This is a genomic window from Lentzea sp. NPDC037011 (genome assembly GCF_055607425.1).
The window spans coordinates 1-22,500 of sequence record NZ_JBVJRT010000010.1 but is presented as its reverse complement, the minus strand read 5'-3'; the positions used below and the strand labels follow the sequence as shown (position 1 = coordinate 22,500).

The 22,500-nt window shown below is 71.3% G+C and carries 18 protein-coding genes; 10 read left to right on the top strand and 8 right to left on the bottom strand.

Annotated elements, in window-relative coordinates:
- Positions 1–65: 65 nt before the first annotated feature.
- Genes ACZ7CH_RS28480 through ACZ7CH_RS28470 form a run of 3 tightly spaced genes read left to right on the top strand, consistent with a single transcriptional unit; the run spans position 66 to position 4,984 of the window.
- On the top strand, positions 66–902 hold the full coding sequence (locus tag ACZ7CH_RS28480) for a nucleoside hydrolase (RefSeq protein WP_360391394.1): 837 nt from the start codon (positions 66–68) through the stop codon (positions 900–902).
- 58 nt (positions 903–960) lie between these two features.
- Positions 961–4,218, top strand: coding sequence for a GH92 family glycosyl hydrolase (locus tag ACZ7CH_RS28475; RefSeq protein ID WP_470375372.1), 3,258 nt, complete (start codon positions 961–963; stop codon positions 4,216–4,218).
- Between the two features lie 40 nt (positions 4,219–4,258).
- Positions 4,259–4,984, top strand: a complete 726-nt coding sequence (locus ACZ7CH_RS28470; RefSeq protein WP_360391399.1) for a nucleotidyltransferase domain-containing protein — start codon at positions 4,259–4,261, stop codon at positions 4,982–4,984.
- On the opposite strand, the gene ACZ7CH_RS28465 is transcribed toward ACZ7CH_RS28470, so the two are convergent.
- On the bottom strand, positions 4,896–5,309 hold the full coding sequence (locus ACZ7CH_RS28465) for a DUF4267 domain-containing protein (RefSeq protein ID WP_458430537.1): 414 nt from the start codon (positions 5,307–5,309) through the stop codon (positions 4,896–4,898). The two genes, ACZ7CH_RS28470 and ACZ7CH_RS28465, sit on opposite strands and share 89 nt — an antisense overlap.
- An 88-nt stretch (positions 5,310–5,397) precedes the next feature.
- Here ACZ7CH_RS28465 and ACZ7CH_RS28460 point away from each other — a divergent pair, with 88 nt between their 5' ends.
- Positions 5,398–5,976, top strand: a complete 579-nt coding sequence (locus tag ACZ7CH_RS28460) for a TetR/AcrR family transcriptional regulator (RefSeq protein ID WP_470375371.1) — start codon at positions 5,398–5,400, stop codon at positions 5,974–5,976.
- 7 nt (positions 5,977–5,983) lie between these two features.
- Here ACZ7CH_RS28460 and ACZ7CH_RS28455 read toward each other — a convergent pair whose 3' ends face one another.
- The 4 genes from ACZ7CH_RS28455 to ACZ7CH_RS28440 all read right to left on the bottom strand — a co-directional run bounded on the left by ACZ7CH_RS28455 (position 5,984) and on the right by ACZ7CH_RS28440 (position 9,898).
- Entirely contained in the window at positions 5,984–7,144 is a 1,161-nt protein-coding gene (locus ACZ7CH_RS28455; protein ID WP_360391408.1) for a THUMP-like domain-containing protein, read from the bottom strand.
- Positions 7,145–7,148: 4 nt separating this feature from the next.
- Positions 7,149–8,105, bottom strand: coding sequence for a class I SAM-dependent methyltransferase (locus tag ACZ7CH_RS28450; protein WP_458430534.1), 957 nt, complete (start codon positions 8,103–8,105; stop codon positions 7,149–7,151).
- Positions 8,095–8,874: an enoyl-CoA hydratase/isomerase family protein gene (locus ACZ7CH_RS28445; RefSeq protein ID WP_360391414.1), complete on the bottom strand. Its 780-nt coding sequence runs from the start codon at positions 8,872–8,874 to the stop codon at positions 8,095–8,097. The genes ACZ7CH_RS28450 and ACZ7CH_RS28445 overlap by 11 nt, the downstream gene beginning before the upstream one ends.
- Before the next feature lie 181 nt (positions 8,875–9,055).
- Positions 9,056–9,898, bottom strand: a complete 843-nt coding sequence (locus tag ACZ7CH_RS28440) for an ABC transporter ATP-binding protein (protein WP_470370838.1) — start codon at positions 9,896–9,898, stop codon at positions 9,056–9,058.
- Positions 9,899–9,987: 89 nt separating this feature from the next.
- On the opposite strand from ACZ7CH_RS28440, the gene glgX reads away from it, so the two are divergent.
- From glgX to ACZ7CH_RS28420, 4 genes are all read left to right on the top strand, one after another.
- A complete protein-coding gene (glgX, locus tag ACZ7CH_RS28435) occupies positions 9,988–12,102 on the top strand; it encodes a glycogen debranching protein GlgX (protein WP_470375370.1) in 2,115 nt (704 codons plus the stop codon).
- A gap of 231 nt (positions 12,103–12,333) precedes the next feature.
- Complete coding sequence (locus ACZ7CH_RS28430; protein WP_360391420.1) at positions 12,334–12,912, top strand: cysteine dioxygenase; 579 nt, start codon at positions 12,334–12,336, stop codon at positions 12,910–12,912.
- Positions 12,909–13,298 carry a rhodanese-like domain-containing protein gene (locus ACZ7CH_RS28425; protein ID WP_360391422.1) on the top strand — a complete coding sequence of 130 codons (390 nt, stop codon included), beginning with the start codon at positions 12,909–12,911 and terminating at the stop codon, positions 13,296–13,298. Before ACZ7CH_RS28430 ends, ACZ7CH_RS28425 begins: the two co-directional genes overlap by 4 nt.
- A 133-nt stretch (positions 13,299–13,431) precedes the next feature.
- Positions 13,432–14,553 (top strand): hypothetical protein, encoded by a 1,122-nt coding sequence (locus ACZ7CH_RS28420; RefSeq protein ID WP_360391425.1) that lies wholly within the window; start codon positions 13,432–13,434, stop codon positions 14,551–14,553.
- 61 nt (positions 14,554–14,614) lie between these two features.
- Here the strand turns inward: ACZ7CH_RS28420 and ACZ7CH_RS28415 are convergent, their stop codons facing one another.
- From ACZ7CH_RS28415 to ACZ7CH_RS28405, 3 genes are all read right to left on the bottom strand, one after another.
- Positions 14,615–15,160 carry a hypothetical protein gene (locus tag ACZ7CH_RS28415; RefSeq protein WP_470375369.1) on the bottom strand — a complete coding sequence of 182 codons (546 nt, stop codon included), beginning with the start codon at positions 15,158–15,160 and terminating at the stop codon, positions 14,615–14,617.
- A 299-nt stretch (positions 15,161–15,459) separates the two neighbouring features.
- Positions 15,460–18,057 (bottom strand): alpha-glucan family phosphorylase, encoded by a 2,598-nt coding sequence (glgP, locus tag ACZ7CH_RS28410; RefSeq protein ID WP_360391430.1) that lies wholly within the window; start codon positions 18,055–18,057, stop codon positions 15,460–15,462.
- A 64-nt stretch (positions 18,058–18,121) separates the two neighbouring features.
- Complete coding sequence (locus ACZ7CH_RS28405; RefSeq protein ID WP_470375368.1) at positions 18,122–19,762, bottom strand: serine/threonine-protein kinase; 1,641 nt, start codon at positions 19,760–19,762, stop codon at positions 18,122–18,124.
- Between the two features lie 239 nt (positions 19,763–20,001).
- Between ACZ7CH_RS28405 and ACZ7CH_RS28400 the strand changes: the two genes are divergently transcribed.
- Both ACZ7CH_RS28400 and ACZ7CH_RS28395 read left to right on the top strand, forming a co-directional pair.
- Entirely contained in the window at positions 20,002–21,978 is a 1,977-nt protein-coding gene (locus tag ACZ7CH_RS28400; protein WP_360391435.1) for an alpha-1,4-glucan--maltose-1-phosphate maltosyltransferase, read from the top strand.
- Positions 21,979–22,026: 48 nt separating this feature from the next.
- Positions 22,027–22,500 (top strand): alpha-amylase family glycosyl hydrolase (locus ACZ7CH_RS28395; protein ID WP_470375367.1); only part of this gene is annotated, 474 nt, incomplete at its 3' end.

Below are 22,500 nucleotides of genomic sequence, written 5' to 3'. Positions count from 1 at the left end.
GGAAGATGCCTGACAACGGTCCTGCGGCATGCACGCTGACCCGAGCCGTCGGGCAGGCTGGGGGCATGGCGATTCCTCTCATCATCGACACCGACCCCGGCGTGGACGACGCGTTCGCGATCGCGCTCGCCGCTCGCAGTCCCGAGGTCGAGCTGGTCGCCCTCACCACCGTGTTCGGCAACGTGTCGCTGGAGCACACCACGCGCAACGCCCAGCGGTTGCTGGCGCACCTGGGGCGGACGGACGTGCCCGTGGTCAGGGGTGCGGAGGGGCCGGGCGGGGCCGCGGACGTGCACGGTGCGGACGGGCTCGGCGGGCGGGCGCACACCTTGCCGGAGAACGACAGGGCGCTGCACGAGGGTGACGTCGTCGAGTTCTTCCGCGAGCACGTCACGGCCGAGACCGTGGTGGCGGCGATCGGGCCGCAGACCAACATCGCCAGGGCTGTTGAGGCCGGGGTGGAGTTCCCGCGGCTGGTCGTCATGGGTGGCGGGCTGGGGCTGGGCAACACCACGGAACGGGCCGAGTTCAACTTCTGGGCCGACCCGGCGGCGGCGCGCACGGTGGTCCGCAGGGGCAACCCGGTCGTGGTGCCGCTCAACCTCACCCAGCGGTGCATCGCGGACCCGGCGTTCCTCGACGCCGTCGACCCGGTGCTCAGCGGGCTGACCGAGACCTACCGCGCCTACCTCGCCGGGCGGTCGGACTACGAGGGCATCCTCGTGCACGACGCCGTCGCGGTCGCCGAGGCGATCATCCCCGGCACGCTCACGCTCAAGACGCACCTGCTCGACGTCGACGACGAAGGCGCGCTGATCGGCGGAAAGCACCAGGTGGCGGTCGCGGAGGACACCGACTGGCCCGCGCTGAGGACGTTCATGGAGCAGCGGTTGTCCGTTTGACGACAGGTTCGTGTCGCTCTCTGGGGTTGAGCGGGCACGGAAAGTAGGGTCCGCGACCATGCAGCGAAGAGTCCTCACGGCAGCTGCGGTGGCGGTGGCCATGACGTTCGGAGTGGTCCCTGCCTCCGCTCAGCCCCAGGTTCAGGTGGTGCCGGACCCGGCAGCACACGTCAACCCGTTCATCGGCACGACCAACCTCGGGAACACCTTCCCCGGCGCGGTCGTGCCGTTCGGCATGTTCTCGTTCAGCCCGGAGGCCTCCCGCGGCAACACCCTGCGCGCCGCGGCCCCCGGCGGGTACCGGTACGACGCCACGAAGATCCGCGGGTTCAGCCTCACCCACATGTCCGGCACGGGCTGCGCGGGCGGCAGCGGGGACGTCCCGATCTTCCCGCACGTCGGCACCGTCACGACATCGCCGACGACCGACGCCACGGACGCGGTCTACGCCAGCGAGTTCGCGCACGCCGACGAGGTGGCCAAGCCCGGCCGCTACGACGTGACGCTCAAGTCCGGCGCGAAGGCCGAGCTGTCCGCCACCGAACGCACCGGTGCCGCGCGGTTCACCTTCCCCGCCGGCAAGCCGGCCACGGTGCTGGTCAACACCTCCAAGTCGCAGGTCGGCTCCTCCGACGCGCAGACCGCGGTGGACCAGGAGAAGCGCACGATCACCGGCAGCGTCACGTCCGGCAACTTCTGCGGCTACATCAACCAGGCCGGCCGCCGCAGCTACTACACGCTGCACTTCGTGGCGGAGTTCGACCAGCCGTTCAAGGAGGTCGGCACGTACCAGGACAACGTTGTCACGCCCGGGAGCACCACCTCGAAGGGCGGCACGACGTACGGCACGAACGGCTGGCCGGTGCTGGGCAAGGGGTCCGGCGCGTACCTCGGCTTCGAGCCGGGCGCGCAGGTGAACGTCAAGGTCGGCATCTCCTACGTCAGCCTCGACAACGCCAGGGCGAACCTGCGGGCCGAGAACAAGGGCCAGTCCATCGAGGACATGCGGGACAACGCCTACATCGCGTGGCAGCAGCAGCTCAAGCGCATCGAGGTCGGCGGCGGCTCCGATGACGACCGCACGAAGTTCTACACCGCGCTCTACCACTCGTTGTTGCACCCCAACCTCTTCAGCGACGCCAACGGCGAGTACGCCGGCTTCGACGGCAAGGTGCACAAGGTCGACCGGCAGCGGCAGAAGGCCCAGTACGGCACGTTCTCCGGCTGGGACGTCTACCGCTCGCAGCTGCAGCTGCTGACCCTGCTGGAACCGCAGATCGGCTCGGACATCGCGCAGTCGCTGCTGAACCAGGCCGAGCAGAACGGTGGCGTCTGGGACCGCTGGACGCACGCCAGCGGTGGGACGCACGTGATGAACGGCGACCCCGCGCCGATCGCGCTCGCCGCGATCTCCGCGTTCGGCGGCCGGGGCTACGACCTGCGGGCCTCGCTCAAGTCGCTGGTCAAGGCGGCCACCGTGCCGACGCCGCTCGACCTGAGCAAGGACGGCTGGGCCGTGATGTCGGTCGGTCAGCGGCCGTCGCTCGACAAGTACCTGGAGCACGGGTACATGCCGTCCGTGTCGAACGCCTGGGGCGGTGCGGCGGAGACCCTGGAGATCTCCGCGGCCGACTTCGCGATCAGCCAGCTCGCCGAGCGCACGGGTGACCGCAGGACCGCGAAGACGTTCGCCGAGCGGTCCCAGTGGTGGCAGCACAACTTCGACCCGGTCGCGCACAGCACCGGCGGCTACGTCCGCAACCGCAACGCCGACGGCACGTGGGTCAAGAACTTCACGCCCGACACCGGCAACGGGTTCGTCGAGGGCAGCAGCGCCCAGTACACCTGGATGGTCACGCACAACGTGGCCGGGCTCGTGGAGTCGCTGGGCGGCAAGGACCGCGCGAACAAGCGGCTCGACGACTTCTTCCACAACGCCGACGGCAGCTGGGCGCTCACCGGCAAGGGCGGCGCGAAGTCCGAGCTGGACAACGAGCCGTCGGTGAACGTGCCGTGGCTCTACAACTACACCGGTCAGCCCGCGAAGACGCAGGAGACGTTGCGGGAGACCGTGAACACGCTGTGGAAGAACACCCCCGGCGGCATTCCCGGCAACGACGACCTCGGCGCCATGTCGTCGTGGTTCGTGTTCACCGCCATGGGCGTGTACCCGCAGGTGCCCTCGCGCGCCGAGCTGGTGCTGAGCAGCCCGCTGTTCACGTCGGTGAAGATCAACCGCGGTGGCGGCAGGGACATCACCATCACCGCACCCGGCGCGAGCACCGCGAACAAGTACGTGCAGTCGATGAAGGTCAACGGCCGCACAGCGACCAAGACCTGGCTGCCGGAGTCGTTCGTCGAACGCGGCGGCAAGCTCGACTTCGTGCTCGGCGCCAAGCCGTCGTCCTGGGGCACCGGCGCGGCCGACGCGCCGCCGTCGTTCCGCGACGGCGAAGAACCGATCAAGCACGACCAGCCCTACTACCTGAGCGTCGAGCCGCAGCAGGTCGTCGTCACGCCGGGCGGAACCGTCACGGCGAAGGTCAACGCGGTCAAGCTCTACGACGGCGACCCGAAGGCGACCTACGTGATCACCGGCCCCGAGTCGCTGACGTTCACCCCGGCCACCGGCGCGGTGCCGTCGTCGTTCCAGGTGAGCGCCGCGGCCGGTACGGCGGAGGGCTTCTACGACTTCACCGTCACGGTGACCGTGGAGGGCGCCGCCAAGCCGGTCGTGCTGCCGATGACGGCGAAGGTCGCGCAGGAGGGCAGCATGCTCGCCGCGGTGAACAACGTCGGTGCCTCCGACGACGCCACCGGCGACGGCGACTTCGACGGCGGCGGCTACAGCTACTCGCGGCAGGCGCTGGCCACAGCGGGGCTCGTGCCCGGCCAGACCGGCACGGTCGACGGGCTCACGTTCACCTGGCCCGGCTCCCCCGCCGGCCGCCCGGACAACGTGACCGCGAACAAGCAGAAGCTCACGCTGTCCGGCACGAGGCTCGCGTTCCTCGGCTCGGCCGCCAACGGCGCCCGCACCCGCACCGCAACGGTGACGTTCACCGACGGCACCACGGCACCGGTCGAGATCGGGTTCAGCGACTGGACGCTGGGCGGCGGCGGGGCCACCCCGAGCTACGGCAACGTGGTCGTCGCCGCCACCCCGTACCGCAACCAGCTCGGCGGCGGCAACGAGAAGGTCGCCACGCACATCTTCGCGACGAAGACGTACACGGCCCCGGAAGGCAAGGTGCTGCAGGGCATCGTGCTGCCCGAGGACGGGGACCTGCACGTCTTCGCCGTGGCCACGGGGTGATCTGAGCCGGGGCTCAAGTCACCACCAATAGTGTTGGTCCGTGTTCACAGTTTCCGAACGTGACCGGTTGCGCGACGACCTCGTCAGCGCCGCCGACTCCGACCCGCGGGTGGTCGGGGCGGCGCTGACGGGGTCGTCCGCGCTGGGACGGGAAGACCGCTGGTCCGACCTCGACTTCGCCGTGTCCGTCGACCGCGACATGGACGCCGTGGTGGAGGACTGGACCGACCTGCTCTACGCGTGCGGCGCGGTCAGCCACCTCGACGTGCAGCACGGCGCCACCCTCTTCCGGGTCTTCCTGATGGCCACGACCCTGCAGGTGGACCTCGCGTTCTGGCCCTCGGCGGAGTTCGGTGCGTCCGGGCCCGCGTTCCGGTTGCTGTTCGGCGAGGTCAACGACATCCCGAAGGTGCGGCCACCCGACCGCGGCCAGCTCATCGGCCTGGCGTGGCTGCACGCGCTGCACGTCCGCGCGAGCCTCGCGCGGGGCCGGGTGTGGCAGGCGCTGCACCTCGTCAACACCATGCGCGACAACGTGATGTCGTTGCGGTGCCTGCGCCGGGGCCTTCCCGCCGTGCAGGGCCGCGGCCTCGACGACCTGTCCGACGCCGGCGAGTTCGGCGCCACCCTCGCGCGATCCACCGAGCCGGAGGAGCTGCTGCGGGCGTTCCGCGTGCTCAGCGGGCTGCTGATGCTGGAGATCGAGGACCCGCAGCTGGTGCGGACGGTGCGTGAGCTGACTCGCGCAGCAGCAGTGCGGCCGTGATCAGCACGAGCACGGCCGCCGAGCCGTGCACCGCGGCCGCGTAGGCGGCACTGCCGCCCGACGTGACCACCGAGAAGAAGTCGCCGATCGGGATGACCGCGTCCGCGAGCACCACCCAGCCGAGCGCCCGCCGCTGCCGCAGCACCAGCAGGATCAGCGCCGTCAACGCGTACGCCAGGTCGCGCACGCCCTTCACGACGTAGTAGCCGCTCGGGTCGGCGATGCCGAACCCCGCGGCGGCGCCGTGCCCGTTGAACAGGAAGTTCAGCCCGAACACGAAACCCGCCGCGACGACGAGCCACGCCATGGTCGTGGTCAACCGCATGACACCCTCCAGGATCTAGCACTGCTAGCAACACGAGCAACGCTAAATGAACGCCGCTCGGTTGTCTAGCAGTGCTAGATTCTGGGTCGTGTCCGTCCAGCAGCGCCGGGAGCGCGAACGAGCAGAGCGGCACCAGCTGATCATCGACGCGGCCCGCGAGCTGGCCGAGTCGGACGGCTGGGACGCGGTGACGACGCGCCGGCTCGCCGAGAAGGTCGAGTACAGCCAGCCGGTGCTCTACAGCCACTTCAAGGGCAAGGACGCGATCGTGCGCGCGGTCGCGGTCGAGGGCTTCGCCGAGCTCGGCCGCCGGATGCGCGCCGCGCGCACCACCGCCGCCGCCACCAGCACCGCCCCGCTGCGCGCGCTCGCCGAGGCCTACCTGCGGTTCGCCGGGGAACGGCCCGCGCTCTACGACGCCATGTTCGTGCAGCGGATCGACATCGCGTTCGGCAGCGAGGAGACGCCGGCCGAGCTGCGCACGTCGTTCGGCGAGATCGTCGCCGCACTGGAACCCGTCGCAGGCGACCGCGACCTCGACGCGCTCGCCGAGGCGTTCTGGAGCGCCCTGCACGGCATCGCCACGCTGCGCCACGGGCAGCGGTTGCGCCCGGAGCTCGACGGGGACCGGCTCGACCTCGTGCTCGCCGCGTTCGCCCCGGCCTGATCCCGGCTCAGGTCCGCTCTGCCCGGCACAGCAGCATGACCGGCCTGGACCCGATCCTGGTCAGCACGACCGACGCCTCGTCGGGACCACTGGGCTTGAGGCGCTTGCGCAGCGTGTTCGGGTCGACGTCGAGGCCGCGCACCAGGATCTCCACCCGGCCGATCCCGCGCGCCTTCAGCAGCGTCTTCAGCGCCTTCTCGGTGTAGTGCGCGTGGTCGAGCACGCGGAACGCCCTGATGCCCGGCGGCGGTTCCGGCCCGCTGAGGTAGGCGATGCGCTCGTCGAGCTGGTGCAGGCCGTGCCGGGCCGCGTAGTGCCGCACCAGGCCCGCGCGCACGACGGCGCCATCCGGGTCGACGAGCCACTCGCCGGGCGGGGCGACCGGGCAGTCGTCGGGTTCGGCGTCGGTGAGCGTCCACACCTCCGTGCCGTGCAGGACCGTGGCGCGGCGGGACACCCCCGGTGTGGCCAGGCCCCTGGTCCACAGGCAGGCCTCGCGGACGGACCCGTCCAGCGACACCAGCTCGACCTCGTCGGCCCACGGCGCGACCGCGAAGTCGATGCCGGGCGCGCACTTCACCGCCAGGTCGACGTGCGCGTACACCTCGGCCAGCTCGTCGAGCGGTGGCAGGAAGTCCTGGGGATGCCACCGGCGGCGGCCGGCGGAGTCGCGGCGGGCCGGGTCGGCGGTGACCGCGGTGGCCCTGGAGACCGGCCGCAGCGCGTCGGCCCTGACCACGAGCGCACCGGGGACGTTGTGACGGGCCATGGCGAGCCGGACCGGGTCGAGGTCGGAGCCGAGGCAACGGGCGGCGACCTCGTGCAGCGCCCCCAGGTCAGCGCCGACCGAGCACGTCACGTCGTGGACGTCCCGGCCGCGGAAGCGTTCCGCCCGGTGCCGCGCGACCGGGGAGGCGGTCGCCTGCTGGAGCGCGTCGTCGGTGAACAGCCAGTCGCGCGCACCGTCCAGTTTGGACCGGGCGCGGCGGCGCAGCAGCACCGTCTCGACCACGGGGGCGAAGCCGTCGCCGAGCAGCCTGCGGGCGGCACCGACGTCGTGCAGGCGGGAGGCGTCGGTGAACGGCAGCGCGTCCACCTCGGCGAGAGCGGCGGTTCCGGCGGCAGAGCGCAGGAACGCCACGTCGGCCGAGGTGAACGCGTACCCCAACGCCCTACTGCGACTTCCTGCCGGTGATCGACACGTTGTAGAACACCTCGCGCGGCAGCACCTTCGAGAGCACGTTCTGGTCGAGCCAGGAGAGGTTCTGCCAGGTGCGGTAGGCGAACATCGCCCAGCCGAACCCGAGCTTCTCGCGCGGCACCGCGGCCTCGAACGTGCGCACCGGCCAGCCGAACAACGCCGCCGACAGCTCGTCGGTGACGGCGCGGACACCGACGGCACCGGCGCGCCGGGCCGTGGCCTCCAGCTGGTCGGGGTCGAACGTGTGCAGGTCGACGACCGCTTCCAGCGCGGCGGCGCGGGAGGACTCGTCGAGCTCCTCCTGCGGGCGGCGCCAGTCGTTCAGCACCGGCACGGCCTTGGTGATGGTGGTGGTGAGCCACCACGTCGCCTGGCCGAGCCTGCGGGCGTAGAAGTTGCCGATGTTCGTCGGGTCGCCCGCGAACACGAACTTGCCGCCGGGCTTGAGCACCCGCAGCACCTCGCGCATGGCCGCCTCCACATCGGGGATGTGGTGCAGCACCGCGTGGCCGACGACGAGGTCGAACGTGTCGTCGTCGTACGGGATGCGCTCGGCGTCGGCGACCCGGCCGTCGACGTCGAGGCCCAGGTGCTCGGCGTTGCGCAGCGCGACCTCGACCATGCCGGGCGACAGGTCGGTGACCGAACCCTTCTCGACCACCCCGCCCTGCATGAGGTTCAGCAGGAAGAAGCCGGTGCCGCAGCCCAGCTCCAGCGCGTGCCCGTACGGTCCGGCGTCACCGGCGGCGGCGCGGAAGCGCTCGGTCGCGTAGGTGATGCAGCGCTCGTCGTAGGAGATCGACCACTTCTCGTCGTACGTGCCCGCCTCCCAGTCGTGGTAGAGCACCTGGGCGAGCTTGGTGTCCTGGTAGGCCGCCTCGACCTGTTCCTCGGTCGCGTGCGGGTTGGGTGCCGGGTCAGTTGCCACTGAACTTCGCCTTCCCGGGGCCGTTCTCGATGAACGACTCCACACCGGCCTTCTTGTCCTCGGTCGCGAACAGCGCCGCGAAGAGGTGGCTCTCCAGCTTGAGACCGGACTCGAGGTCCGTGTCGAGGCCGCCGTCGACGGCGGCCTTGGTGGCGGCCAGCGCGAGCACCGGTCCGCCGACGAACTGCTTGGCCCACCGCACGGCGGCCGCGTACACGTCGTCGGGCGCGACGACCTCGTCGACCATGCCGATCTCCAGCGCCTCCTGGGCGCCGACGAACCGGCCGGTGTAGAGCAGGTCCTTGGTCTTCGCGGGGCCGATCAGCCGGGCGAGGCGCTGCGTGCCGCCACCGCCGGGGATCAGGCCGAGCAGGATCTCGGGCTGGCCGAGCTTGGCGTTGTCACCCGCGATGCGCCGGTCGCAGCCGAGCGCGACCTCGAACCCGCCGCCGAGCGCGTAGCCGGTGATGGCCGCGACCGTCGGCTTGGGCACCGTGGCCAGCGCGCCGAGTGCGTCGGACAGGCCCTTGGCCCGCAGCGTCATCTCGGCGTGGGAGATCTTCGCGAACTCCTTGACGTCCGCGCCGGCCGCGAAGACCTTCTCGCCGCCGTAGACGATCACCGCGTAGACGTCTGACCGCTCGGAGGCCTCCTTCGCGGCGGCCTGGAGCTCGGTCTGCACCTGCCGGTTCAGGGCGTTCATCGGCGGCCGCTCCAGGCGGATCGTGCCGATCCCGTCCTCGACCTCGAGCCTCACGAACTCAGCCAAAGCAATCCTCCGTATCTTCGGCCGCTGCTCCGCAGACGGCGGCGAGTTCGCCGGGAAGTCGGCCGTCCGGCCGCCGCTTCGGCCCGAATCGCCTCCGGCGGTTGACCCGAAGAGGCGACCGGACGACCGACGCGAACTCGCGGTTCAGTCCGGCTGCCCTCACGTTACCCGGCAGTAGCTGTTAGCTCTTCCTGCGGGCGAAGAAGCGGTCCCCGGACTTCTGCAGCTCCAGGTCCTGGCCGAACGTCTTCGAGAGGTTCTCCTCGGTGAGGGTGTCCTCCAGCAGCCCCTGCGCCACGATCGAGCCCTCGCGCAGCAGCAGGGCGTGGGTGAAGCCCGGCGGGATCTCCTCGACGTGGTGCGTGACCAGCACCATCGCGGGCGCGTCCGGGTCGAGCGCGAGCTCGGAGAGCTTCGCCACGAGGTCCTCGCGGCCGCCCAGGTCGAGGCCCGCGGCGGGCTCGTCGAGCAGCAGCATCTCGGGGTCGGTCATCAACGCGCGGGCGATCAGCGTGCGCTTGCGCTCGCCCTCGCTCAGCGTGCCGTAGAGGCGGTCGGCGAGGTGTGCCATGCCGAGCGTGCCGAGCAGCTCGCGGGCGCGGTCGGTGTCCTGCTTGCCGTACTCCTCGCGCCAGCGGCCGAGGACCGCGTAGCCGGCGGAGACGACGAGGTCGACGACCGACTCGTCCGGCGGGATGCGGCCGCCGAGCGCCGCCGAGCACAGCCCGATCCTGGGCTTGAGCTCCTGCACGTCGGTCTTGCCGAGGCGTTCACCCAGGAGGTGGACCTTGCCCTTGGTCGGGTGCAGGTCGGCGCTGGAGAGCCTCAGCAGGGTGGTCTTGCCGGCGCCGTTCGGGCCCAGCACCACCCAGCGCTCGTCCAGCTCCACGCTCCAGTCGATGTTGCCGACCAGCGTGTTCTTGCCTCGGCGGACCGACACGCCCGCCATGTGCACGACCAGATCTGTCACGTCGACGTCCGCCACGCCCCCATTGTTCCGAACGGCCTCCGACCGACCACTCATCGGGGTGCACCTCACACCGGGCACGACCGCTGCGCCGCCTGTGTGAAGTCTCAAGTTTTTTGTCGGTGGCGGATGCCAAGATCGGAGGCATGGCTACGCGACCGGAGTCCGAGGTGCTGGCAGGCCGACCGTTCCCGCTGGGGGCACACGCCGAGGCGGGCGGTGTCCGGTTCGCGGTGACCTCGCACGTCGCCGACGCGGTGGAGGTCTGCCTGATCGGTGAGGACGGCGCGGAGAAACGGGTGGAGCTGACCGAGCGGACGTTCGGCGTCTGGCACGGCCTGGTGCCCGGCGTCACACCCGGCCAGCGCTACGGCTACCGGGTGCACGGCCCCTACGACACCGGCAGGGGGCTGCGCTGCAACCCGGCGAAGCTGCTGGTCGACCCGTACGCCCGGCAGATCACCGGCGCGGTCACCGACCTGGGCAGGGCGCTGGGCTACGTCGGCGACCCCATGCACGGCCCGCCGTCGGCGGAGGACTCGCTGGGCAGCGTCCCGCTGAGCGTGGTCAGCTCGCCGGGCGGCGCGAACACCGGGACCAAGCCCGAGGTGCCGTTCGAGGAGGCGGTGATCTACGAGCTGCACGTCAAGGGCTTCACGAAGAGCCACCCGGACATCCCGGAGCGGCTGCGCGGCACCTACCTCGGCCTCGCGCACCCGGCCGCGGTCGAGCACCTGACCAGGCTGGGCGTCACGACCGTCGAACTGCTGCCGGTGCAGGCGTTCCAGGACGAGCCCTCGCTGATCAGCCGCGGGGCCCGCAACTACTGGGGCTACTCGCCGCTGGCGTACTGCGCGCCGCACCCGGCGTACGCGAGCGAGCCGGGCAACGAGGTGCAGGAGTTCCGCACGATGGTCGCGGCGCTGCACGCGGCGAACATCGAGGTGCTGATCGACGTCGTCTACAACCACACGTGCGAGGGCGGCCCGGACGGCCCGACGCTGTCGTTCCGCGGGTTCGACGCACCCGGCTACTACCTGCACGCCGGCGGCGGCAGCACGGTCGACATCACCGGCTGCGGCAACACGCTCGACGCCGGTTCCCCGCAGGTCGTCCGCCTCGTCACCGACTCGCTGCGGTACTGGGCGGAGGAGATGGGCGTGGACGGGTTCCGGTTCGACCTCGCCTCGACGATGGGCCGTCCCGGCGGCGGGTTCTTCGACCGCGACTCGGCCCTGCTGACCGCGATCACCACGGACCCGGTGCTGTGCCGCGCGAAGCTGATCGCCGAGCCGTGGGACGCGACCGGCGACGGCTACCGGGTGGGCGACTTCGGCATGCAGTGGGCGGAGTGGAACGGCCGCTACCGCGACACCGTGCGCGACTTCTGGCGCGGGCACACGTCGGTGCGCGACCTCGCCTACCGCCTGTCCGGCTCGTCCGACCTCTACGCCGACGACCTGCGCCGCCCGTGGCAGTCGATCAACTTCATCACCGCCCACGACGGTTTCACGCTGCGGGACCTGGTGTCCTACAACGACAAGCACAACGAGGAGAACGGCGAGGAGAACCGGGACGGCACGAACGACAACCGGTCGTGGAACTGCGGCGCCGAGGGCGGGACGACCGACCGGGACGTCCTCGCGCTGCGGGCGAAGCAGGCCCGCAACCTGCTCGCCACGCTGCTGCTGTCCACCGGCACGCCGATGATGGTCGCGGGCGACGAGATGTGGCGCACCCAGGGCGGCAACAACAACGCGTACTGCCTGGACAACCGCGTCTCGTGGGTCGACTGGACCAGGACGGACGCGGGCGAGGCGCTGCTGGGGTTCACGCAGCGGCTGATCGACCTGCGCTCGTCCTCGCCCGCGCTGCGGCAGCCGGAGTTCTTCGAGGGCCGCACGACCCCGAGCGGCAACCCGGACCTGGTGTGGTTCCGGCCGGACGGCCAGGAGATGGCCGAGACCGACTGGTTCGACGAGGGCCGCCGCACCCTCGGCATGTTCGTCGACGGCTCGAACTGCCTGTCCCGCACCCGCGACGGCGAGCTGGTGTCGGACGACTCGTGGCTGCTGCTGATGCACTCGGGCGCGGAGGCGATCACGGTGACGCTGCCGCACGAGCGGTACGGGCCGTCGTACGAGCCGTTCCTGGACACGACGACCCCGGACGGCTCGCCGGCGGACACCTCGGCGCTGCTGCCGCGCACGAAGCTGACGATGGAGGCGCGGTCGCTGCTGTTGCTGCGGCTGCCGCGCTGACCGGCAGCTCGGAGGCAGTTCCGGTGACCAGCCCGTGGACGCTGTGGCGGCCTTCGAGGCAATCGTGGCACCATCACGGTCGTGCTGGTCCACTACTGGTCCGACCGCACGATCGACCTCGTCCTGGTGGCGTCGTGCGGGTGTAGCTCGACGCGACGCGCGCGCTGAACGACGGCCGCCGTCGCGTCTTGATCGCTACCCCGTACCGACGTGGCCTTCAGGAGCGAGCCGGTGACTTCCACCCTTTCCGAGTACGACCTGCACCCTGTCCTGGACACCCAGCTGCTGCGTGACGTGATCCACCCGTCGCGGTCGCTGTGGACCCCGCGCGAGTTGCGCGACCTGACCTCGTTCGTGGCGAGCGAGCTGACCACGGGCCTGCTCCAGGTCCTGGAGTACTCGGCCGAACGCCGCTGGTGGGCGCGCCTGGGCCTGACCGAGGGCGTCGAGCTGTGGCTGCTGTCGTGGTTGCCCGGCCAGGGCACCGAACCGCACGACCACGGCGGGTCCGCGGGCTCGTTCACCGTGCTGACCGGCCGGCTGCACGAGGACTACCGCTACCCGGCCGGCCCGGTCCGCTCCGCCGTGCGCACGACCGGCGACGCGCTGGGCTTCGGCTCCGGCCGCGCCCACCAGGTGACGAACCCCTTCGACACCCCCGCGGCCACCGTGCACGCCTACTCACCGCCCCTCGTGCCCACGCGCGAGTACGCGTCGCTGCTCGACATCCCCGACCAGATCCCACCCCTGCCCGCACAACGGCTGCCGCTGTCCGAGCTGCGCCGGCTGGCCGACCTGGAGGGCCCGTGAGCAACGTCGACACCTACCTCGAAGCCGCCCGCGCCCACCTCACCCGCCTCACCCCGCAGGAGGTGCACGCCCTGCCGGACGCGCTGGTCGTCGACATCCGGCCGCTGCCCAACCGGCTCGCCGAGGGCGAGATCGAGAACTCCGTGGTGGTCGAGCGGATCGTGCTGGAGTGGCGGCTCGACCCGACCGGCGACTGGCGGCTGCCCGGGTTCACCGCCGACACCACGGTCGTCGTGGTCTGCAACGAGGGCTACTCGTCGTCGCTGGCGGCGCGGGACCTGCAACGGATCGGGCTGCCGAACGCGACGGACCTCGTGGGCGGGTACCGGGCGTGGCGGGCCGCGGGACTGCCGGTGCGGGAGGGCGGCACGCAGGCGGTGGCGTGAGGCCGGGGAACCGGGGCTGGTGCGCCGAAGCCGGTGGTCCGGAACGGCACTCCGAGACGCGCCGACGGCCGGCCGGTCCCCCACATCGGCCCGAGCCGGGAACCGCGAGCCCGCCGAGTAGCGTCTGCGAACCGTGACAGTTGTGCGCTGGGCCCTCGCGGCCCTGGTCGTGGCGGGCACGATCGCGTGGGACCCGTCGGCCTGGTACCTGGGGCTCGCGGGGGCGGTGACCGGGTTGCTGCTGGAGCTGAGCGTGGTGCAGGCGGGGCTGGCGCTCGGCGCCGTCCTCTTCGGACTGCGGCTCACCCACGTGACGATCGGCGTGGGCAGCGAGGTGAGGTCGTGGACGAGCAACGACCGCCGGGTCGTGCTGCGGTCGGTGCCGCTGCTCGCGTCGTTGAGCTTCACCGGGGTGAAGCCGGGGGTGCGGCGCCGGACCGTGCTGGCCGGGGTCACCGCGATCGTGGTGACCGCGCTGTTCGTGGCGGTGACGTGGCTGCTCACCGGCTGGGCGTTCGGCAAGGGCATGGCGCTCGCCTCGACGGCGCTGCTCGCGGTGCAGCTGTGGCCGCTCGAGAAGCCGGGGCACACGAGCCTGGGGTGGTTCGTGTTCCGGTTGCCGAAGGTCAGCGGACGGCCGCTCGACGAGATGGAGGCACGCCCGCTGGTGGGAGCGGGGATGGACGCCTACCACCGCGGTGACGTCGAGGCGGCGGAGCGGATCTACGAGGAGGCGGTCGCGCGGTACCCGCACCTGCTGACCGTGGTCGGGCTCAAGGTCGTCACGGCGTGCGCGCGGGAGAAGTACCTCGACGCGTTGCAGACGGTGGTCGGGTTGAGCTCGCGCTCGGACCTCTCCCAGCGGGAGCTCGCGTTCGTCATGGCCACGGCCGCGGGGGTGGCGGCGCAGGCCGTGGAGTCCGGGCAGTTCCCGCGCGAGATCGGGCTGGAGACGGCGAAGAACATGCTGGTCAACGCCTACGAGGCCGGGTACCCGAAGCACCGGGCCCACGGGACGCTGGCGCTGATCGCGTTGATCGAGGGGCAGAACGCGGAGGCGCGCAAGCTCGCGACGTGGGCCGCGGAGAACAGCGAGCAGGCGCTGGGGCGGGCGGACGACCTGGTCACGGTCGCGCGGGCGTGGATGGCGGACGGCGACAACGCGAAGGCGCGTGCGTTCGTGGCCGAGGCGCACGAGCTCGCCGGCTGGTACCCGCGGGTCGCGGCGACCCGCGCCCGGCTGGAGATCAGCTGACCCACCGGTGGGAAGGGCCCGCCACCGACACCGTGACGGGCCCTTCCCACCCCGCGCCGGATCAGCCCTGCCCGACCGGCAGCGGCGCGCCCGACATCGCGGGCATGCCACCGGACGGCTTCGGCAGGCCGCACTTCGCGAGCAGGTCCTCGGCGTCCTTCAGCACGCCCTTCAGCAGCTCGGTCAGCTTGGCGGCGTCGGGCTGGGCTCCGGCGGCCGCACCCAGCACCGTGCCGCCGAGACCGGCGACGGACGAGATCAGGTTCAGCACGGCCGCCACGCACTGGTCGGCGGGTCCCTCGTAGGTCTTCGCGGTGACCGGCGCGGGCACGCTCGGCGCGCTGACCGGTGGTGCCGGCAGACATCCCGCGTTCTGCATCGCCGTCAGGACGGCGAGCACGTCACCGACCAGCGGTGTCAGCGCGGCCACGTCGGGGGCCGGGACGAGGCTGGCGACGGCCTTCTTGAGCTTCGCCGCCAGGTCGGAGACGAGGTCGGCGCAGGCGGCGGGCGGTTCCGGCGCGGCGGTCGTGACGGAGGCAGCCGGAACCGTGGAGGCGGCGAACAGAGCTGCGGCGAGCGAGAGCGCGGTAATCGTCTTCTTCACGGCTACCTTCTTCCTCAATGCGCAATCAGGTGGGGCCGCGCCGGAAAGTTCCGTCGGAATTCGGCTGCGGTTCGTCCGATGCGATCGAGCGTAAGTCGGTCCACCGACCCCTACCAGCGGGGATCGTGAAATCACCCGCCGGAAAAGGGCGTCATCCGGATGAGGGAGACGTGCCTGGGCGAGATGCGCCTGAACCAGGTCACGAGCAGTGACCGGGCACGGTGAAAATGAACAAATCAGGGCATCCAGCCCGCCGGAAGAAGGCGAGCTGGATGCCCTGCGTCGATCGGGCTGAGCGGTCAGCCGGCCAGGACCACGCGTCCCAGCTCCGCGGGCGAGGCCAGCAGGCCGTGCCGGGGCAGCACGCGGACGGTGTAGCCCAGCGCACCGGCGTGCGGCAGCGGCACCTCGGCCTCGTAGTTGCCGTTGCCCGCGTAGTTCATCGGCGCGGTGACGACGTCCTTCAGCTCGTCCGAGTCGTGGGTGAGCTTGCCGAGCACCACCTGGACGTCCACTTCGGACGGTTCCAGGCCGGCCAGCTCGACGCGGGCGCGCACCACGACCGGCGACCCGAGTACCGGCACCGACGACCCGGCGATCACCAGGTCGCTGTCGAGCACCCGCACCCGCGTCCACGAGGCGCGCAGCCGGTGCCGGTACGCCGACAGCTCCTTCGCGCCGCGGAAGCCCTCACCGACGACGTTCTGGGCGGACGCGGCGGCCGGCGCGTAGTACGTCTCCACGTACTCGCGGACCATGCGCGAGGCCTGCACGACCGGGCCGAGCGAGGCCAGCGTGTGCCGGACCATGGACATCCACCGCAGCGGGACGCCGTCCTCGTTGCGGTCGTAGAACAGCGGCGCGACCTGCGAGCCGAGCAGCTCGTAGAGCGCGTTGGCCTCCAGGTCGTCGCGCCGGATCGGGTCGTTGACGCCGTCCGCGGTCGGGATGGCCCAGCCGTTGGAGCCGTCGTAGAGCTCGTCCCACCAGCCGTCGCGGATGGACAGGTTGAGCCCGCCGTTCAGCGCGGCCTTCATGCCGGACGTGCCGCACGCCTCCAGCGGGCGCATCGGGTTGTTCAGCCACACGTCGCAGCCCCAGTACAGGTAGCGGGCCATCGACATGTCGTAGTCGGGCAGGAACACGATCCGGTGGCGCACGCCCGCGTCGTCGGCGTAGCGCACGATCTGCTGGATCAGGGCCTTGCCGCCGTCGTCGGCCGGGTGCGACTTGCCGGCCACCACGAGCTGCACGGGCCGTTCGGGGTGCAGCAGCAGCGACCGCAGCCGCTCCGGGTCGCGCAGCATCAGCGTGAGGCGCTTGTAGGTGGGCACGCGGCGGGCGAACCCGACGGTGAGCACACCGGGGTCGAACACGCCGTCGGTCCAGCCCAGCTCCAGGGCGGAGGCGCCGCGCTGCAGCCACGACTCGCGCAGCCGCCTGCGCACCTCGTCGACGAGCCGGCCGCGCAGCGTCGAGCGCAGCTCCCACAGGCCCGCGTCGGTGACCGGCTCGAACGCGCCGAGACCGATGCCGCTGGTCTGCGTGTCCGCCTCGGAGGCGCCGAGCAGGCGGCTCATCTCCGCCGCCGCCCAGGTCGGGCCGTGCACGCCGTTCGTGACCGAACCGATCGGCACCTCGGTGGCGTCGAAGCTCGGCCAGAGGCCGCGGAACATGTCCCGGCTGACCTCGCCGTGCAGTTTCGACACGCCGTTGGCGCGCTGGGCCAGGCGCAGGCCCATGTGCGCCATGTTGAACATGCCGGGGTTGTCCTCGGCGCCGAGCGCGAGGATGCGCTGGGTGTTCACGCCGGGCACGAGCTGCTCGGACCCGAAGTAGTGCTGGACCAGGTCGACCGGGAAGCGGTCGATGCCCGCGGGCACGGGGGTGTGCGTGGTGAACACGGCACCGGCGCGCGCCGCGGTCAGCGCCTGGTCGAAGTCGAGGCCGTCGTTGGTGATGTACTCGCGGATCCGCTCCAGGCCGAGGAAGCCCGCGTGGCCCTCGTTCGTGTGGAACACCTCGGGCTGCGCGTGCCCGGTGAGCTCGCAGAACGTGCGGACCGCGCGGACCCCGCCGATGCCGGCGAGGATCTCCTGGCGGATGCGGTGGTTCTGGTCGCCGCCGTAGAGCCGGTCGGTGACACCGCGCAGGTCCTCGTCGTTCTGCTCCACGTCGGAGTCGAGCAGCAGCAGTGGCACCCGGCCGACCTGGGCCTTCCAGATCTTCGCGCGCAGCACCCGGTCACCGGGCATGGCGACGTGCACGAGCAGCGGCAGGCCGGACGGCTCGGTGAGCAGCTCCAGCGGCAGGCCGCGCGGGTCGAGCGACGGGTAGTGCTCCTGCTGCCAGCCGTCGAGCGACAGCGACTGGCGGAAGTAGCCGGAGCGGTACAGCAGGCCGACCGCGATCAGCGGGACGCCCAGGTCGGAGGCCGCCTTCAGGTGGTCGCCGGCGAGGATGCCGAGACCGCCCGAGTAGTTCGGCAGCGCCTCGTGCACGCCGAACTCCATCGAGAAGTACGCGACCGAGGTGGGCAACGGGGTGTCGGTGCCGCCGCCGTGCTCCCTGCGCCCGGCGATCTCGTCCTGGCGGCGCTGGTACCAGCGCGGACCGTTGACGTAGCGGTCGAGGTCGGACGCCAGCGCGTGCACCTTCAGGAGGAACTGCTCATCTCTCGCAAGTGTCTCCAGCCGTCCCGCGTCGGCGGCGCCGACAGCGGACAGCAGGCGCAACGGGTCGCCACCGACCTCGGACCAGACCCGGGAGTCGATCGAGGAGAAGAGTTCCTGCGTCGGCGGGTGCCACGTCCAGCGCAGGTTGGTGGCGAGCGTGCTCAGCGCGGACAGGGGCTCCGGCAGACTGGCGCGGACGGTGAACCGGCGAAGTGCTCGCATGACGAGGCAACTTACCCGGCACCCCCGCGGCACTGACAACGTTCCCGGTCACACGCCCGGCGGACTACGGGTGGTCGCGGCTCGCGATCAGCGGCCTGTCCCCGTCACCGGCGACGGTCAGGGTGTGCTCCTCGGTCTTGGTCTTGTCCCCCTCGGCCTCGGTGAGCTTGAGCGCCACCGTCACCGAGAAGCCGTCGTCGTTCGCCTCGACCAGCGGCGTGCCCTGCAGCGCGACCTTGCTGAACGCCTTCCAGTAGTCCTGGTAGTCCGCTGCCCTCGGCGCGCTCTCCTTCGTGAAGTCCTTGATCGCGGCGTCGGTGTTGCCGGGCAGCTTGCCGTAGTGCTGCTGCACGAACTGCGTGACCTGCGCCTTGCTGAACTTCGGGCCGCTCGGCTTGGACGCGGTGGTGGTCGGCGCGGTGGTGTAGGTCGGCGCCGGCGGCTTCTGGGTCGGCTGCGGCTGGGTGGTGGTCGGCTCGTCACCGGCGGTCGGCCTGGTCGGCTCGACCTCCTGCGACGTCGAGGGACCGGGGTCGGCTGTCCGCTGGTCGTCGCCCGTGCCCTGGATGATCGCGTAGGCGACGCCCGCGACCAGCAGGACGGCGAGCACCGAGGCGGCCACCGCGAGGCCGCGGTTGCGCTTCGGCTCCGGTTCCTGGTCGGGCTCGCGGGGCGGCCGGGTGGGCGGGCCGGGCGGGCCCGCGGGCACGGCCTGGCGGGCCGTGGGGGGCCGGGACGCGGCCCCGTACGTGCCGGTGCCCGGTCCCTGGCGCGGCGGCGGCGACGGCGGGCCGGACTGGCGCAGCGTGCCGCCGGGAGGCGTGCCGGGCGGCAGGACGGCGGTGCCACCGGGCGGCGTGCCCGCACCGGGCGGGATGAACGTCGTGGCCGGCACCTGCTGGCCCGCGGCGACGGCCCTGAGCGCCTCGGCGGCCTGCGCGGCGGTCGGGCGCTGGTGCGGCTCGTTGGCGAGCAGGCGGGTGAGCAGCGGCGTGAGCGGGCCGGAGCGCATCGGCGGCCGGGTCTCGCCGCGGGCGACCTTGTAGAGCAGGCCGAGGTCGTTCGTGCTCTTGCCGAACGGCGGTTCGCCCTCGGTCATCGCGTAGATCGTCGCGCCGAGCGAGAACACGTCCGACGGCGGCGCGGGCTCGGAGCCGCGGGCGAGCTCCGGCGCGAGGTAGGCGGGCGTGCCCGCGAGCATCCCGGTCTTCGTCACGGCCACGTCGCCCAGGGCGCGGGAGATGCCGAAGTCGGTGATCTTGACGGCGCCGTCGCGTCCAATGAGGACGTTGCCGGGCTTGATGTCGCGGTGCACGATGCCGGCCTCGTGCGCGGCGGCCAGCGCCCCGGCGGCCAGCGAGCCGATCCTGGCCGCCTCCTGCACGGGCATGGTGCCGCGCTCGCTCAGCAGCGCCGACAGGTTGCGCGACGGCAGGTACTCCATGACCAGGCAGGGCTTGCCGTCCTCGACCACGACGTCGTACACGGCGATCGCGTTCGGGTGCTGCAGGCGGGCGGCGATGCGGCCCTCGCGCATGGCCCGCTGGACGGCCTCGTGGAACTCGTCCGGCTGCACCTCGGTGAGGAGCAGCTGCTTGACGGCCACGTCGCGGTGCAGCAGCTCGTCGCGGGCACGCCACACGACGCCCATCGCACCCGCACCGAGCTGGTCGAGCAGGACGTACCGGTCGCCAACCTTGTTCACGCGGGCACGGTACCCGTAACACCCCGGTGACCCGGTGGGTATCACGAGAACGGTCCACTGGAGAGGTTCGAGGCGCCGGAGGCCCGGCCGGGAGACCTCGGACACGGTCCGTGTTCGAGGTGTGCGATCGGCGGCAGCGGGGTACGGATCTACTTGGGGCAACCCGCTGACAGGGCGTTTGACCGAACAAGGCAAGATTCGCAGGCATCGCGGAGATCCACGGCGGAAGGGCGCTGCCGATGAGTGGACGGCTCGGTATCGACGACGTATCCCCGGTGGTGTCGGCTGGTAGGTATCCAGCCAAAGCCGTTGTGGGAGAACACATTCCGGTCCAGGCGACAGTCTGGCGCGAGGGGCACGACAAGCTCGCGGCCACAGTGACGTGGAGGGGACCGAACGACCGAGTCGCTCGTCAGACCCGCATGCACGAGGTGGGAACCGGGCTCGACCGGTGGGGAGCGACCATCGTTCCCGACGCCGAGGGCGCGTGGACCTTCCGGGTCGATGCGTGGAGTGATCCCTGGGGCACCTGGAACCACACCGTCGAGGTGAAGATCGCCGCCGGCCAGGGGGCCGGCGAACTCGCGAACGACCTCGAAATCGGCGCTCTCCTGCTCGATCGGGTGGCAAGGCGCCCCGATCGGAGGCAGGACCGAGCACTCCTCATGAACGCGGCCGCGGCGCTGCGCGACGACGAACGGCCGCTGGCCGAACGGGTGGCCCCGGCGCTGGCCGGTGACGTGCAGAAGGTGATGTTCGAGCACCCGGTGCGCGAGCTGATCACCAAGGGCAAGCCGCACAAGGTCTGGTGCGACCGGAAGAAGGCCGCGTACGGCTCCTGGTACGAGTTCTTCCCGCGCAGCACCGGCGGGATCGACGAGACCGGCCAGGCGGTGCACGGCACGTTCGCCACGGCGACCAAGGAGCTCGACCGGGTCGCGGCCATGGGCTTCGACGTCGTCTACTTCCCGCCGATCCACCCGATCGGCCGGGTGAACCGGAAGGGCCCCAACAACACGCTCGTCGCGGGTCCCGAGGACACCGGCTCGCCCTGGGCGATCGGTGCCGACGAGGGCGGTCACGACGCGATCCACCCGCAGCTGGGCACGATCGAGGACTTCGACGCGCTGGTCGCACGCGCGCACGAGCTCGGCCTCGAGGTGGCGCTGGACTTCGCACTGCAGTGCGCGCCGGACCACCCGTGGGTGCTCAAGCACCCGGAGTGGTTCACGACCAGGCCCGACGGCACGATCGCGTACGCGGAGAACCCGCCGAAGAAGTACCAGGACATCTACCCGATCAACTTCGACCTCGACCCGCAGGGCCTCTACCACGAGGTGCTGCGCGTGGTCCTGTACTGGGCCGAGCACGGGGTGCGGATCTTCCGGGTCGACAACCCGCACACCAAGCCGCCGGACTTCTGGCAGTGGCTGATCTGGAAGGTCAAGGAGGTCTACCCGGACACGCTGTTCCTGTCCGAGGCCTTCACCCGGCCCGCCCGCCTCTACGGGCTGGCCAAGCTCGGCTTCACGCAGTCCTACACCTACTTCACGTGGCGGACGAGCAAGCAGGAGCTGATCGAGTTCGGCGAGGACCTCCGCGACCACTGGGACGAGGCGCGGCCGAACCTCTTCGTCAACACGCCGGACATCCTGCACGAGTCGCTGCAGCACGGCGGCCCCGGCATGTTCGGCCTGCGTGCGGCACTGGCGGCGACACTCTCCCCCACGTGGGGCGTGTACAGCGGCTACGAGCTGTTCGAGCACGAGGCGGTCAAGCCCGGCAGCGAGGAGTACCTCAACTCCGAGAAGTACCAGCTGCGGCCACGCGACTACGCCCGTGCACTGGCGGACGGGCGTTCTCTCGAACCGTGGTTGCGCAAGCTGAACCACATCCGCAAGGCGCACCCCGCGCTGCAGCAGATGCGCACGTTGAAGTTCCAAGAGCTGGACAACGACGCCCTGGTCGCGTTCAGCAAGCGCGACCCCGGGACCGGTGACACCGTCGTGGTGGTCGTGAGCCTCGACCCGAACAACGCGCAGGAGGGGACGCTGTACCTCGACCTGCCCGACCTCGGGTTCGACTGGCACGAGCGGGTGATCGCGCACGACGAGGTCACGGGCGAGACCTGGGACTGGGGACAGGCGAACTACGTCCGCCTCGAGCCGTGGCGTGCGACCGCGCACGTCGTGAGCCTCCAACGACGTTTTTCCTAGAGCGCGCGCAAGCCGCTCCACCGCACAACCCCCGACGAGGTGGGCATCATGGTCGACGACCCGCGTCCCGACGCTGCACTCGGGCTGGAAGGAACACCGCACACCGGAGAAGCCATCGACGACGCCGGTTTCCTGGTCGAGCCGCAGGCCGAGGACTTCAAGTCCGCGCGGCAGGCGAAGCCGAACCCGGACTGGTACAAGGGCGCCGTCTTCTACGAGGTCCTGGTCCGGGCGTTCAGCGACTCCAACGGCGACGGGACCGGTGACCTCCGCGGGCTCGCGTCGCGGCTCGACTACCTGGAGTGGCTGGGCGTCGACTGCCTGTGGTTGCCGCCGTTCTACGCTTCGCCGTTGCGTGACGGCGGGTACGACATCAGCGACTTCCGTGCGGTGCTGCCGGAGTTCGGCACGGTGGAGGACTTCGTCTACCTGCTGGAGGAGGCGCACCGGCGGGGCATCCGGGTGATCACGGACCTGGTGCTCAACCACACCAGTGACGCGCACCCGTGGTTCCAGGAGTCG

What these genes read in the sequence shown, in the direction of transcription:
- ACZ7CH_RS28440 (WP_470370838.1), bottom strand. Translation starts at nt 9,898, where the DNA reads ATGAGTGGTCGGTCGGAGGCCGTTCGGAACAATGGGGGCGTGGCGGAC.
- ACZ7CH_RS28480 (WP_360391394.1), top strand. Translation starts at nt 66, where the DNA reads ATGGCGATTCCTCTCATCATCGACACCGACCCCGGCGTGGACGACGCG.
- ACZ7CH_RS28400 (WP_360391435.1), top strand. Translation starts at nt 20,002, where the DNA reads ATGAGTGGACGGCTCGGTATCGACGACGTATCCCCGGTGGTGTCGGCT.
- ACZ7CH_RS28475 (WP_470375372.1), top strand. Translation starts at nt 961, where the DNA reads ATGCAGCGAAGAGTCCTCACGGCAGCTGCGGTGGCGGTGGCCATGACG.
- glgX (WP_470375370.1), top strand. Translation starts at nt 9,988, where the DNA reads ATGGCTACGCGACCGGAGTCCGAGGTGCTGGCAGGCCGACCGTTCCCG.
- glgP (WP_360391430.1), bottom strand. Translation starts at nt 18,057, where the DNA reads ATGCGAGCACTTCGCCGGTTCACCGTCCGCGCCAGTCTGCCGGAGCCC.
- ACZ7CH_RS28465 (WP_458430537.1), bottom strand. Translation starts at nt 5,309, where the DNA reads ATGCGGTTGACCACGACCATGGCGTGGCTCGTCGTCGCGGCGGGTTTC.